The sequence below is a fragment of the Parabacteroides sp. merdae-related_45_40 genome, assembly GCF_001915675.1.
The window spans coordinates 1-13,831 of record NZ_MNQY01000124.1; the positions used below are offsets into that span (position 1 = coordinate 1).

At 45.5% G+C, this 13,831-nt stretch carries 12 protein-coding genes; 4 read left to right on the plus strand and 8 right to left on the minus strand.

Annotated elements, in window-relative coordinates; translation table 11 throughout:
- Positions 1–173: 173 nt before the first annotated feature.
- The 8 genes from BHV83_RS16980 to BHV83_RS17015 all read right to left on the minus strand — a co-directional run bounded on the left by BHV83_RS16980 (position 174) and on the right by BHV83_RS17015 (position 9,685).
- Entirely contained in the window at positions 174–959 is a 786-nt protein-coding gene (locus BHV83_RS16980; protein ID WP_122205854.1) for a BFO_2992 family lipoprotein, read from the minus strand.
- A 48-nt stretch (positions 960–1,007) separates the two neighbouring features.
- Positions 1,008–2,237: a porin family protein gene (locus tag BHV83_RS16985; protein ID WP_122205884.1), complete on the minus strand. Its 1,230-nt coding sequence runs from the start codon at positions 2,235–2,237 to the stop codon at positions 1,008–1,010.
- An 11-nt stretch (positions 2,238–2,248) separates the two neighbouring features.
- A complete protein-coding gene (locus tag BHV83_RS16990; protein WP_122205855.1) occupies positions 2,249–2,776 on the minus strand; it encodes an RNA polymerase sigma factor in 528 nt (175 codons plus the stop codon).
- Between the two features lie 299 nt (positions 2,777–3,075).
- Positions 3,076–4,554, minus strand: coding sequence for a glycoside hydrolase family 10-like protein (locus tag BHV83_RS16995; protein WP_286757801.1), 1,479 nt, complete (start codon positions 4,552–4,554; stop codon positions 3,076–3,078).
- Positions 4,555–4,567: 13 nt separating this feature from the next.
- Positions 4,568–5,344 (minus strand): glycerophosphodiester phosphodiesterase, encoded by a 777-nt coding sequence (locus BHV83_RS17000; RefSeq protein WP_005640841.1) that lies wholly within the window; start codon positions 5,342–5,344, stop codon positions 4,568–4,570.
- Between the two features lie 24 nt (positions 5,345–5,368).
- Entirely contained in the window at positions 5,369–6,322 is a 954-nt protein-coding gene (gene trxB, locus BHV83_RS17005) for a thioredoxin-disulfide reductase (RefSeq protein ID WP_005640840.1), read from the minus strand.
- 79 nt (positions 6,323–6,401) lie between these two features.
- Positions 6,402–7,070, minus strand: a complete 669-nt coding sequence (gene lolA1, locus BHV83_RS17010; protein WP_122205857.1) for an outer membrane lipoprotein periplasmic chaperone LolA1 — start codon at positions 7,068–7,070, stop codon at positions 6,402–6,404.
- A gap of 116 nt (positions 7,071–7,186) precedes the next feature.
- Complete coding sequence (locus BHV83_RS17015; protein WP_005640838.1) at positions 7,187–9,685, minus strand: FtsK/SpoIIIE family DNA translocase; 2,499 nt, start codon at positions 9,683–9,685, stop codon at positions 7,187–7,189.
- Between the two features lie 193 nt (positions 9,686–9,878).
- Here BHV83_RS17015 and BHV83_RS17020 point away from each other — a divergent pair, with 193 nt between their 5' ends.
- The 4 genes from BHV83_RS17020 (at position 9,879) to mdh (ending at position 13,322) form a co-directional block, all read left to right on the plus strand.
- Positions 9,879–10,424, plus strand: coding sequence for a DUF5063 domain-containing protein (locus BHV83_RS17020; RefSeq protein WP_005640837.1), 546 nt, complete (start codon positions 9,879–9,881; stop codon positions 10,422–10,424).
- Positions 10,421–11,002, plus strand: a complete 582-nt coding sequence (locus BHV83_RS17025) for a 3'-5' exonuclease (protein ID WP_005640836.1) — start codon at positions 10,421–10,423, stop codon at positions 11,000–11,002. The genes BHV83_RS17020 and BHV83_RS17025 overlap by 4 nt, the downstream gene beginning before the upstream one ends.
- Positions 11,003–12,187 carry a class I SAM-dependent rRNA methyltransferase gene (locus BHV83_RS17030; RefSeq protein ID WP_119216445.1) on the plus strand — a complete coding sequence of 395 codons (1,185 nt, stop codon included), beginning with the start codon at positions 11,003–11,005 and terminating at the stop codon, positions 12,185–12,187.
- A 193-nt stretch (positions 12,188–12,380) separates the two neighbouring features.
- A complete protein-coding gene (gene mdh / locus BHV83_RS17035) occupies positions 12,381–13,322 on the plus strand; it encodes a malate dehydrogenase (RefSeq protein ID WP_046452366.1) in 942 nt (313 codons plus the stop codon).
- Positions 13,323–13,831 lie beyond the last annotated feature (509 nt).

The following is a 13,831-nucleotide window of genomic DNA, read 5'->3' on the forward strand; positions in this document are numbered from 1 at the left end:
TCATTAAATATTGGGATATTATTATGATAAAAGCATTGCCAAAAACTATGGAGGTGCATTAAATCCCCTTGTTTCCATGCTTGACTCAAGATCACAAAAAACTAGCCTTATCGATCTAATGTTTATACGGCCGATTTTAATGTGATCCTGCGTCAAGCGCAAGATATGGAATATTAATTTGTAGCTTCCTCAATCGAGAATTGAGAAATTTTAGAATACCCCCAAGTCGCTATCTTTGTCGAATCTGCGTTGAATGTCAAAGGATACTTCACACGATAACTTACAATCTTCTTTCCTGCTGCTGATTCTTTTCCTTTCAATATAGAATATAATGTACCTCCTTCAACAGCGATCGGGTCCATAGCATTGCTAATGGTTGGTGCTTTCCCTTCTTCCCGCTTTTGAGCACGTAAGCACAACGTATAAACACGGTCCGTTCCATCAACAGTTTCAGGTTCTTGATTAGAATCCATCGACATTATATATGTGTTCTTCTGATCCGTCAACACAGATGTAAAAGTAGGAATAACAACGATTCTCTTATAATTATTAGAAAATAACAATGCACTTTCGGAACCAGACAAAAGCAATTCATTATCTAATGCCATTGAGTCCAATGGAGAATAACTCAAATCATATTTTGCTAATGGAGAAGAAGCAGCTCCTGTCGCCACATAAAAACCATTTGTACTGGCATTCGCATTATCCGCCGAATCAAAATCGACCGTAAAATTAGCCAACACACAATCTCCAGCCCTATAAGTCGGATCATTTGCAATTGTAGCGACATACAACGGATAATAGCCCAATGGATAAATCAGAGTTCTCATCGTAGAAGAATAATCGACTATAGCATAACTTGAAAGCTGCTGTGTATTACCGCCGCCGTCCAAACAAGAGGTTAACGAAAACATACCCGCAGCGATTGCTGCTAACCCTAAAACTTTAAGTTTCTTCATTTTTACTGTTCTTTAATTTTATATTGTTTATTATTTATTAGTTCTTACTCAAAAACCGAAACGGAAACCCGCCTGCAAATTCACATTAAACGGTTTCTCGGAACGGATCGTCTCAATATCGCTTCCGTTATCGAAATAATAACCGGCTCCCACCTCCGCATAAACACTTAAGAAACGGAGCAACGGATAGCTGGCACCGGCCCGGGCATTCACAGACCACATCCATTCTTTCATACGGATATGCTTCTTCTCGTGACGGATTTCATTGTTTTCCACAAATATTTTGGCATTCAACTTACCAGCAACATTAATCTCGGTCATGGCCCCCGCCGCTGCATAAAATTGAATACACTTCCATTCTGCTATTTTATAGGACAAAGAAAGAGGAATTCCAATAAAATGTAACTTCTGTTTCGTCTCACCATGATATATAGCTCCGGTCTCCCATTCGGAAGAAAGGAATGTATAATTTAAACCAGACTGGAGGGAAAAGCGGTCATTTAGAGAATAACTGACACCTAATCCGATCGAAACTGGTGTCTTATGGCGAATATTTGTTTTCGGAGATTGACTATTGAAATACGGGGAATTCAATTGCAACAGTTCCTGATCCGTCATCAACGTATTCTTCAAAGCATAGGCATTTAATGAATTAGATGTTCCAGCACTCACGCTACCACCTCCCATTCCGAAACTCCATCTTTTCGCCCGTACTTTCTTTTCTTCTGTTTTCACAGGCGCTGCATCCGCAAATAAAAAGTGTGTTCCGGTCAGCGTTGCCGTCTCGGTCACCGCTATCGCTTCGGACGCTTCGGATATTTTAGAAGAAATCACTACAACAGTATCACAATCTTCTTCTGGCGAAAGGACAACTTCGTCTACAGTTATATCCGACCGGGACGTAGTTACGGCCGTAACTTGCGCAACAGCACGTTTTGCTATCCGGTCAACCGGCTTGGAAGCGACGACTGCTGGTGTCACCGATTCGGATCGTTCAGTCAGCCTGTTTTCAACAGCCTCGGTTTCTTTCTGTATCGTTTCGGCTACAGGCAGATGTTCCCGGTCGCGGTTAAAAACATAGACTCCTCCTGTTACAACCAATAAAGAAATAACAGCAGCAGCCCCCCAATAGCGTAAAGTCCGCCGGAAAGGGACAGTTTTTTTAACCGGCAAACGGTCAGCTATTGCCTCCCAATCACCCGGCATCGTATCCGCTTCAAAGTCTTGTAACTTCGAACGGAACAAATCGTCAAATATATCTCTTTCCTTATCCTTCATTTCTTTATTACTCAATACAATTCATGAATCCTGCGTTGCAATAATTGTTTGGCACGCGTGAACTGCGACCGGGATGTACTCTCCGTTATATTCATCATCTCGCTAATTTCCTTATGTGAATAACCTTCTATTGCAAACAGATTAAACACTGTACGAAAACCAGCAGGAAGCTCCTGCACAAGTTTCATCAACTCGACTGCCGACATATCGGATATAGCAGAACTATCTGGATGAACCAACTCCACCGTATTATCCAGATCGACTGCTTCACGCAAAACATCCGATTTGCGCAAATACTCCAACGCACAATTGACAAAGATCTTTCGAATCCACCCCTCAAACGACCCAAGTCCCGAATAAAAATCCATACTGGTGAAGACTTTCACAAAACCATCCTGTAGCAAATCACGGGCAGTTTCCCTGTCGCTAACATAACGCAGACAAACTCCCATCATTTTACGGGAATACGTTTCGTATAGCTCCTTCTGAGCCAGCCTTTCCCCATTCCTACAACCCTCTATCAGTTGTTTCTCCGTCATTTAGTGTGTGCCTTCATGCCCTTTCCAGGACCATACATTTATTATGATGTTCAAATTATCCGAAACGCTGCATTCCGGATAAATTATTTTTCTTGAAAACGCACAAAGATACTGTATTCTGGCAAATAATCGGAATCGGTATCAATTTTTAGACACAGATTTCACAAATTATGTAACCCATACCTAAATATGCTATAAAGCGATATGTCAAAATATACTTGCCCCTTACTTTTTTAGCAAGGGCAACCAGCTCCATTGTCCACCGGAGTATTCCAGGGTTTCCTTCCAAACCGTTAATATTATTTAGGATATTTAGAAAGATAATAATAGGTTTCTTTCGATAGCACGTTTTCTATATGATAGCGAGTGGAAGATGAAACGGAAAATATATATCCCCGCTCCGAAGTCGTATCGACAGGCAGATAGATGGAGGTATCCCGGATTCCTGTCATCAAGATATTTCGGGCGGATGTCGGATTGATCGAATCCGTCAGCGAATAATAGACGGTATAAGTCAACACGTCCTTTTCCGAATCCGGCTTCTGCCAGGAGAGCTTCAACTCATCCCCTTCCTTTTTCACCCGTATTTCTTCCGGGGCTGCAGGAACCGTATCGTCCAACCAGGACAAAGGAGGAAGTTGTGCCGGATATTTATAATATTTATCCTTCAACTCATCGTATATCCCTTTCGTATTGTCAAGGATATTCGCACAACGGAAGAATGTACAGCCGGCCCCTCCGTAATAACGGCTGTAGTCGATCTGATCCGTTATATCGTTGACGGTCCAGTCTGCCTCTTCTTTCAACATCCGGTACGCGCCCAATCCGGGAACTACAAGGCGTCCGTTGCAGTTATCTACCCAATTGTCAACAAACGGGAAAAAGTTATCATGCAGGTAATACATCATCGGGACGATCATATCCTGCTTCCCGTTCTGCATCCACATTTTCGGATCCTGGAAGACACTTTCATAAGCCGTCCATCCGGCGTTCGGAACACGTTCGATGCGGTTATACTTGCCGAGCGGCGAACTGCTGACCTGTATCCAAGGCTTTACCGATTTCACCCAGTCATAAATGCGGTAAACCATCTTATTGATATTCTCCCGGCGCCATTCTGCCAGCGGGCGTTTCTTACCATATTTATTATACAAGTTTTTATCCGGGAAAGATTTTGCCTGTTCCGGATAGCGGATATAATCGAAATGGATGCCGTCGATATCGTATCCGTTCACCAACTCCTTTACTAAAGACAACACATAGTCGGAAGTTCCAGGAACGCCGGGGTCTAAATACCATTCGCCGTTATGACGCTTGCAGAGTTTCGGCTGGCGCCTGACAACCGAGAGCTTTCCCTGTTCTTTCACACTCTTGTCCGTGCCTAGCGGGAAAGTTACAAACCAAGCATGGCATTCCATCCCCCGTTTGTGGCATTCGTCGACCACGAAAGCCAGCGGATCATATCCCGGCATCATTCCATATTTTCCAGAGAAAATTTTGCTTGCCGGTTCAATAGCCGAACGCCAGATGACATCGCCACGCATACGGACCTGCAAAAAAACAGTATTGAAATTCGCATCCTGCAAACGATCCAGAATGTCACAGACATCGCGTTGTTGCGCCTTTCGCCCCGTCTCCGTCGTTGCCGGATTATGTGGCCAGTCCAGACCATAGACAGTTGTCAGCCACACTCCCCGAATCTCACGCTTGGGAGGTTCGACTGCATTCGAAACCAATGTCAGTAACAAGAGCAATAACGACAGGCAATACTTTCTCATTTCACACATTTACTCAGCGGTACAAATGTACTGCTTTTTGCGCTTCTTCGGGATAGTCGGTAGTCAGAAAGTCCACACGCTTCTCGATCATCTCTTCCATCACCTGAGGATCATTGACCGTCCAGACATTGATTTTCAGTTTCAGATCTTTTGCTTCAACAAACCATTCCGGATGTTTCTGCATCACCTTATAATTATAGTCGAGACCGGCAAAACCGAGTTCTTTCAACTGTTTCGGAGACAAGTCGCCGTTCAGGTAGTAGACTGGAGTCTTCGGGGACAGACGGTGAAGCTCCTTTGCGGCTTCCAAACTGAAAGCGATATATTCGGTGCGTTTCGTCAATTTCTTACCATTCACCATGTCGACTACAATCTTTGCCGCTTCCCGATCCCGCAGGGGAGTCGCATGGGATTTCAATTCGAAAATCAGCTTGGTCTTTTTCAGCTTCTTCGCCCTGTCCAAATACTGTTCCAACGTCGGAAGCGTTTCGCCGTTCGAAAGTTTCAGGTCTTTCAGCTCCGCATAGGAGGCCGTCTGGATATCCTTTCCTTCTATTTTACGGTCATGGTACACAACCGGGACATTATCAGCTGTCAGGTGTACGTCAAACTCGGAACCGTATACTTTGATCTCATTCGCCCGCTCCAACGAACGAATAGAGTTTTGGGCGGCCCCTTCCGTTTTCCAATAACCGCGATGAGCGATCACCTTTGTCTTTCTTTTAGCCGACACGGGAACCGCCATCAGTACACACAAAAGAAAAAGAAGAGAGAGTTTCAAGTGTTTCATAACGAGAGAATAAGTTCAATGAAATTATTTTCCAATCTCCGACAAATAGCGTTCCGCCTCGATTGCAGCCGCACAACCGCTACCTGCAGCCGTAATGGCTTGGCGATAATGTGGATCAGCCACGTCTCCGGCAGCAAATACCCCCGGCACTCTTGTCTTCGGCGTACCCGGAACCGTCTTAATATAGCCAACCTCGTCTGTTTCGACCCAGGGTTTGAATATCTTGGAATTCGGAGTATGACCGATAGCCAAGAAGAAACCGTCAATTGCTATATCCACCTTTTCTTCGTCCGGTTCACCCATCCGTTTTACCAGATGTGCACCTTCGACACCGTCTTCACCGAAAAGACCGATCGTGTTATGCTCGAACAAGACCGTGATATTCGGAGTGTTCAGGACACGTTCTTGCATGACTTTGGATGCACGCAAATACGGTTTGCGGACAATCAGATACACTTGTTTTGCCAAGCTGGACAGATAAAGTGCTTCTTCACAAGCCGTATCACCACCACCTACAACAGCCACCACTTTCTTACGATAGAAAAAACCGTCGCAAGTCGCACAAGCCGAAACACCCATTCCGGCATATTTCTGCTCATCCGGCAATCCTAAATATTTGGCAGTCGCACCGGTCGAGATGATCAGCGTTTCCGTCTCAATCACTTTCTCACCGTCAATCGTCACTTTATAGGGAGCAGCAGACAAATCTGTCTCAGTCGCAATGCCAACGCGGATATCAGCACCGAAACGGGCAGCCTGCTTCCGCAAGTCTTCCATCAGTTCCGTACCGGTAACGCCTTCGGGATAACCGGGAAAATTCTCTACTTCGGTAGTAGTCGTAAGCTGTCCGCCCGGCTGAATGCCTTCGTAGAGGACAGGGGACAGATTTGCACGTGAAGCATAGATAGCCGCAGTATAACCGGCAGGGCCTGAACCGATAATCAGGCAACGAACTTTTTCATTCTGAGTTGTATTCATCGTTTTATGATTTATGAGTTATGATTGATAATTTATGGATTATGATTTATGCGTCGATAATAAAATCATAATTCATAAATCACCTCAAATCTATTATTTCAGCATCAGGATAGTCTTTTTCGTTAAAAACAAAATAGCTATCCGGTTGGTTTACTCCCGTTTTCATTTTGCTGATACGGATCGTACTGCTGATCCCATTCTTTGAAAAAACGGCGATCGAAGCAGGAAGACCGGAAAACTTCTCTATCTGGAGCTCCACCCGTACGATATCGCTTTTCTTTTTAGGAACCAGCTCGATATCATGAGCAGCTTTGCCGCTCGGAGCCGTGCTCTCGCCCTTATATTTAGCGGTAAATCCTTTTTCATAGGAACGGAGCAACAGGGCCGGATTCGTAGCCTGCAACTCCTCGCCGGTCGGGGTGGAAACATTGACTTCCTCATTACGCTCAACAAACGACCATTGTGTCGTTCCATCAAACCAAGTGATCATATCAGGAGTCTTCAGTACGAATTTATCACCTTTAATATCGATCGTACCATCAAAGCTTTCCGACACTTTCTGCACATCCGAACGTGTCTGCATCGTAAAGTAAGCAGTCAAGCCGTTAGAATCTTCATAAGCAGAAGCAGCCTTATCCAAAATGGACGTAGCGTTCTGTGCCAATACCCTCACACCGGATATAGTCCAAAAACACAGGAAAACAACAGCCAAAATGCGGCAAACTTTTATTTTATTATCTCTTTTCATGTCGTTTTTTATTTATGATTTAAACTCCCAATCATTAGCAGATCTCAAAAAGGGCTTATAGCACTCAAAACATGTCAATATAGATAAACCAACAGCCCATCCCCATAACTCATAAATCATTTCAACGAATTCAACAACTGCTCCAGGCTGTATTCGTCCTGAATCAAGACCTGACGGGCTTTACTACCCTCGAAAGGACCGACAATACCCGCCGCCTCCAATTGATCCATCAAGCGACCTGCACGGTTGTAACCGATTGCAAACTTTCGCTGGATAAGCGAAGTCGAACCCTGCTGCTGGATCACAATCAGACGGGCTGCTTCATCGAACAACGGGTCCCGATCCGACAGATCCACCGTCCCGGCCGAAGAAGATTCACCGCCTTCACCTATATATTCAGGCAACAAATAAGCAGTCGGATAAGCCACCTGCGCACCGACATAATTCACGATATCTTCCACTTCCGGCGTATCGACAAACGCACACTGAACACGCGTCGGCTCGCTGCTTCCGGTAATCAGAACCAGCATATCTCCCTTACCGATCAAACGGTTAGCCCCCGGGGTATCCAAAATCGTACGGGAGTCAATCTGAGACATCACCTTAAACGCAATACGGCTCGGGAAGTTACTCTTGATCGTCCCTGTAATCACTTTCGTATCCGGGCGCTGGGTTGCCAAGATCATATGGATACCAACCGCACGAGCCTTAGCCGCTATACGCGAGATCGGCAACTCGATCTCTTTGCCAGAAGTCGCAATCAAGTCGGCAAACTCATCGACGATTGCAACGATATAAGGCAGAAACCGATGTCCTTTCTCCGGATTCAGACGGCGGGAAATGAATTTTTCATTATATTCCTTTATATTACGCGCCGAAGCCTCCACCAATAATTTATAACGATTTTCCATCTCGATCACCAAAGAGTTCAAAGTCGCCACCGCATCCCCCGGCTCCGTCACGATCGGTTTATCGGCATTCGGCAATTTCGCCAGATAATGGCGTTCGATCTTCGAATAAATGCTAAATTCCACCTGCTTGGGATCGACCATCACGAACTTCAATTCGGCCGGATGCTTCTTATACAGCAAAGAGGTGATAATCGCATTCAAGCCGACCGATTTACCTTGTCCGGTCGCACCAGCCACCAACAGGTGGGGAGTCTTGCACAAGTCGAACATAAACACTTCGTTGACAATCGTCCTTCCGATCGCCACCGGCAAATCATACGTACATTCCTGGAATTTACGCGAAGCGACCACCGACTGCATCGAAACAGTCTGCGGCTTATTGTTCGGAACCTCGATTCCGATCGTTCCTTTACCCGGCATCGGTGCGATAATACGGATCTGCAAGGCTGAAAGGCTCAAAGCAATGTCATCTTCCAGATTCTTAATCTTGGAAATACGCACACCTGCTTCCGGGATGATCTCATAGAGCGTAACCGTCGGTCCGACCGTCGCCTTGATAGAAGCGATATTGATACCGAAGTCCTCCAACGTCCGCTTGATCATCTGCTGGTTCTCTTCCAGTTCTTCGCGGTTTACCTCGACATTGCCCGAATCATAAAATTTCAACAGGTCGAGCGTCGGGAACATATAACGGGACAAGTCCAGGCGTGGATCATATTTACCCAATTGAGACTGATCGAATTCCTCCTCTTCTTCGGGCACTTCCACTTCGAAAATCGTGTTATTGCCATTGCCGGCCTCGACAACCGGATCATCCCCACGGGCTACTTCAAATTCAAAATCATCCTTTTGCGGGACTTCCGTTTCCACTTCGGCTTTCCGCATCTCGGTTTCCGTATCGAAAACATACTCGTCCGGCCCGATGTTTTCTTCTACTGTCTCACGATATGCAACAGGCTGAGGTGCAGCCACTGTTTTTTCAACAGGGGCATAAACCTCTGCTTCCCCTTCCACATCTTCTTCCTCTTCCGGCACTTCCGTCGTTTCACTCTTATCCCGTTTCAAACGGTTCTTTAGCCATCCGAAAGAGAAGACATTTTGCAGGAACGGGATCGTCCGTTTACTGGTGAAGATCGCAACAATCAGGAACAAGCCGACCAGCAGCAGGACCGTTCCCGGTATCCCGATATTATTCATCATCACCTCCGACAAATAATATCCGTGCTGTCCCCCCAAATAAATAAACGTATCTTCATATCCGCGGATAAAGATAAAAGCAAAGAACAACGATCCCCATATCAGCATGGCCGCACTGAACAGGAAACGTTTCAACAACGATACCCGGCTCAGGTTCATTAGCTTCGCTCCGACTGAACCGAGGAAAAACAGGATCAGGAAAGAAGAAATCCCAAACCACCGGTTCATCAGCAAATCGGCAAGAAAAGCCCCGCGCACCCCCGTCCAGTTCTCTACTGATCCACGATTGATCACCAGGTCCGACAACGGGATATTCTCGATCTTGCTCTGGTCCGCCCCTCCCGTAAAGAAAAACGAAATCAATGCCAGACCTACATATATGGTAACAATGGAAATAACCAATCCGGTAATAAAACGGGTCCGCTCGCTGGTAAAAAAGTTCCGAATCCCTTTAAATTTACTTTCCCCGTTATTCGTATTTTGTTTTGCAGTCGTCTTTTTAGCCATTACACAATTAAATTTACAACACGCAAATGTACATAGAAAATTTCAAGTTCCCTACGACATTCGCATTTCCCTTAGGCTCCAATCTCAAAATTCCGGCAAAACATTTGGGTGCGGTATCCTATATTAGCTTTACAAAGAAAAAATTGCTACTTTTGCAGATTATAAACGCAAGGTATCTACTAAGATAATTAGCATGGAAAAAGAGAACAACCCGATATACGAACGCAATACGCTGGAATTCGTAACAGTTGCACTGGAATTTTGTACGTTTGTCGAGAACGCCGGCAATACCGGTCTTTTCGACTTTCTGGATAAGGCAGTCAAGATCTTGCCCTTGCTGTATCTGAAAGCCACCCTTCTACCCGAAGCGGAAGAAGACGAAGATGCAGAACCGGAATTGACCGTCACGGAAGATATGTACGAATCGGTCCGCAACCGGATCGCCGGACTGCTCGGAGAAAAAGACTCCTATCTCGAAACGTTCCATCCGGATATGCAATACAGCGACACGCCGATCGCCGCCTTTATCTCGGAGAATCTGGCCGATGTTTACCAAGATACGGGTAATTTCATCTCTCTGTTCCGTCAAGGCAATGAAGAAGTTATGCTCGAGGCAATCGTATTGTGTCGTAAAAACTTCTGCGAATTCTGGGGACAACAATTATTAAACGCATTAAAAGCACTCCACGCCGTGCGATACAGCGATGAAGAACTTTTAGAAACCGACAAAGAAGAATGACACAACAATACACACATTCGATAACAAAAGAGGCAATATCCGAGCTTCCCTTAGAAGAATTTACCGGAAGGATCATTGTGATCGACACATTGAGGGATGTTGAGAAAGCAGTCGGCTACCTCTCCGAATTCCAGTCCGTTGGGTTCGACACGGAAACCCGTCCGAGCTTCAAGAAAGGACAACGTTACAAAATATCGCTTATGCAAATATCGACCGACGAAGCCTGTTTTCTGTTCCGCCTGAACCGGATCGGTATTCCGGAAGCATTGGAAGAATTTCTGGCAAATGAAAAGGTGCTGAAGATAGGCCTTTCACTGCGCGACGATTTCGGGGCGATGCGGAAACGCACGGACATACAACCCGCCAACTTCCTGGACTTGCAGAATTATGTCGGGCAGTTCGGCATCGAAGACGCCAGCCTGCAAAAGATATACGCCATCCTCTTCAACAAGAAAATCTCGAAAGGACAGCGTCTGAGCAACTGGGAAGCCGACGTCCTCAGCGACGCACAGAAAAAATATGCAGCCCTTGACGCATGGGCCTGCCTGAAAATATACAATCAATTGAAACAGATATAAATGAAGGAGTGTAAAGTATTTCTCAAACCGAAAAAAGAGGAATCGTTGCTACGTTTCCACCCGTGGGTATTCTCCGGTGCTATCCAAACAATCGAAGGTGAACCGGAAGAAGGCGACTTGGTAGAAGTTTATGGTACGAACGGACGCTTTTTAGGTATCGGACATTATCAGATAGGCAGTATCGCCGTACGCATCTTATCTTTCAAGCCGGTCACGATAGATGCCGCTTTCTGGGAAGAACGCATCCGTATCGCTTACACACTGCGCCAGACACTGGAACTTGCCGGAGTGGAGAACAACAATACATATCGATTGGTGCATGGAGAAGGAGATAATCTTCCGGGACTAGTCATCGACATGTATGCCCACACCGCCGTCATGCAGGCGCATTCTGTCGGCATGCACTATGCACGCCATCAGATTGCCGAAGCCCTGAAAGCCGTGTTGGGAGATTCTTTACAGAACATATATTACAAATCGGAAGCGACTTTGCCTTACAAGGCCAACTTAGACAGCGAAGACGGCTACCTGTACGGTGGTGAAGTGGAGGACATCGCTCTTGAGAACGGCCTGAAATTCTGTGTCGACTGGCAAAAGGGGCAAAAGACTGGTTTCTTTGTCGATCAGCGCGAAAACCGGTCGTTGCTGGAACGCTATGCCAAAGGACGCTCCGTACTGAACATGTTCTGCTACACTGGCGGCTTCTCGTTCTATGCCATGCGGGGAGGAGCCAAGGTCGTTCACTCGGTCGACAGCTCTGCCAAAGCGATCTCGCTGACCAACAGGAACGTGGAATTGAACTTTCCAGGTGATCCGCGCCACGAAGCTTATGCGGAAGACGCTTTCAAATATCTCGAAAAGATGGGAAGCAACTACGATCTCATCATCCTGGATCCACCAGCTTTCGCCAAACATAAAAACGTATTGCGCAATGCCTTGCAAGGTTACCGCAAACTGAACGCCATCGCTTTCGAAAAGATCAAGCCAGGAGGTATCCTGTTCACCTTCTCCTGCTCGCAGGTGGTAAGCAAAGAAAACTTCCGTCTGGCCGTATTCAGTGCTGCCGCCCAGTCCGGGCGCAGTGTCCGCATCCTGCACCAACTGACACAACCCGCCGACCATCCGGTCAACATTTACCATCCGGAAGGGGAATATCTGAAAGGGCTGGTACTTTATGTAGAGTGAGAAGAGGTATGAATTATGATTTATCATTTATCATCGATGCATAAGTCATAAATCATAATTCATAAATTTAACTGAGGAAGGCATAAAATATATACGGAAATATTTCTTTATTTCGTAATAGGTTGTACCTTTGTCTCGCTTTTAAGAGAGATAGAAGTATTATTATATAAGTAAAACATAAAAACTTATTATTATGTCTAAAGTAACAGTTGTTGGCGCCGGTAATGTAGGTGCTACTTGCGCAAATGTTCTTGCCTTCAATGAAGTGGCAGACGAAGTTGTAATGCTTGACGTTAAGGAAGGTGTTTCCGAAGGTAAAGCAATGGATATGATGCAGACTGCTCAACTGCTGGGTTTCGATACTACAGTTACAGGTTGCACAAACGACTACGAAAAAACAGCTAACTCTGACGTTGTTGTCATCACTTCAGGTATTCCTCGTAAACCAGGTATGACTCGCGAAGAACTGATCGGTGTTAACGCTGGTATCGTTAAGAGTGTTGCTCAGAACATCCTGAAATATTCTCCGAACGCAATCCTGGTAGTGATCTCCAACCCGATGGATACAATGACTTACCTGTCATTGAAGTCTCTGGGTCTGCCGAAAAACCGTATCATCGGTATGGGCGGTGCTCTGGATAGCTCCCGTTTCAAATATTTCTTGTCACAGGCTTTAGGTTGCAATGCTAACGAAGTCGAAGGTATGGTAATCGGCGGTCACGGTGACACGACTATGATCCCGTTGGCTCGTCTGGCTACTTACAAAGGTATTCCCGTAAGTAAGTTGTTGAGCGCTGAAAAACTGCAGGAAGTTGTCGCTTCCACTATGGTCGGCGGTGCTACACTGACTAAGCTGTTAGGTACTTCCGCATGGTATGCACCGGGTGCAGCAGGAGCTTATGTTGTCGAGTCTATCATCCACAACCAGAAGAAGATGATTCCTTGTTCCGTTTACTTGGAAGGTGAATACGGAGAATCCGATCTTTGCATCGGCGTTCCTGTTATCCTGGGTAAGAACGGTATCGAAAAGATCGTTGAACTGGAATTGACAGCTGAAGAAAAAGAACTCTTCGCCAAGAGTGCAGCAGCCGTTCACAAAACAAACGAAGCGTTGAAAGAAGTCGGCGCTCTTTAATAATCGGAAAAAAGGTTTGATAATATAGAAAAGAGGATAGTCCTTCGGGGTTATCCTCTTTTTGTCTATACACCTTCTCCATCTTATAGTTCATATTAAATGATATAAGTTCATTTTTAGGCAGATATGAATCATTTCAACTTCACCCACCCTTTGACACTTTTCGATTATCATGTCATACAAGGGTGAAGGCAGACAACCGGACTGCCTTCACCTCAAAAATTTGCCTTCACCCTGTCTCGCCCAGATTCGGGTTGGCCATGCCCCCATCTTCACGTCCACCTATATATATTAAATGAAAAACAAGGATACTACAATATCAATTAATCAACAAATACACAGGTATTAACAGCTATTTCTACCACTCCTTACCTTTTTGCCCTTAGTCGAAAAGGTTTTTGACCTGTGTCGAAAGGGCTTTTGACCAAGGGCGAAAAGGTTTTCGACTAAAGGCAAAAGGTCTATGAGCAGGCTGTTTGACAATAGAAGCATGCCAATTGTCACTTAAA

Excerpts from the sequence above, each read along its gene's own strand:
- BHV83_RS17000 (WP_005640841.1), bottom strand. The coding sequence starts at position 5,344 with ATGAAACACTTGAAACTCTCTCTTCTTTTTCTTTTGTGTGTACTGATG.
- BHV83_RS16990 (WP_122205855.1), bottom strand. The coding sequence starts at position 2,776 with ATGACGGAGAAACAACTGATAGAGGGTTGTAGGAATGGGGAAAGGCTG.
- BHV83_RS16985 (WP_122205884.1), bottom strand. The coding sequence starts at position 2,237 with ATGAAGGATAAGGAAAGAGATATATTTGACGATTTGTTCCGTTCGAAG.
- trxB (WP_005640840.1), bottom strand. The coding sequence starts at position 6,322 with ATGAATACAACTCAGAATGAAAAAGTTCGTTGCCTGATTATCGGTTCA.
- BHV83_RS17020 (WP_005640837.1), top strand. The coding sequence starts at position 9,879 with ATGGAAAAAGAGAACAACCCGATATACGAACGCAATACGCTGGAATTC.
- BHV83_RS17025 (WP_005640836.1), top strand. The coding sequence starts at position 10,421 with ATGACACAACAATACACACATTCGATAACAAAAGAGGCAATATCCGAG.
- BHV83_RS16995 (WP_286757801.1), bottom strand. The coding sequence starts at position 4,554 with ATGAGAAAGTATTGCCTGTCGTTATTGCTCTTGTTACTGACATTGGTT.
- BHV83_RS17015 (WP_005640838.1), bottom strand. The coding sequence starts at position 9,685 with ATGGCTAAAAAGACGACTGCAAAACAAAATACGAATAACGGGGAAAGT.
- mdh (WP_046452366.1), top strand. The coding sequence starts at position 12,381 with ATGTCTAAAGTAACAGTTGTTGGCGCCGGTAATGTAGGTGCTACTTGC.
- lolA1 (WP_122205857.1), bottom strand. The coding sequence starts at position 7,070 with ATGAAAAGAGATAATAAAATAAAAGTTTGCCGCATTTTGGCTGTTGTT.
- BHV83_RS17030 (WP_119216445.1), top strand. The coding sequence starts at position 11,003 with ATGAAGGAGTGTAAAGTATTTCTCAAACCGAAAAAAGAGGAATCGTTG.
- BHV83_RS16980 (WP_122205854.1), bottom strand. The coding sequence starts at position 959 with ATGAAGAAACTTAAAGTTTTAGGGTTAGCAGCAATCGCTGCGGGTATG.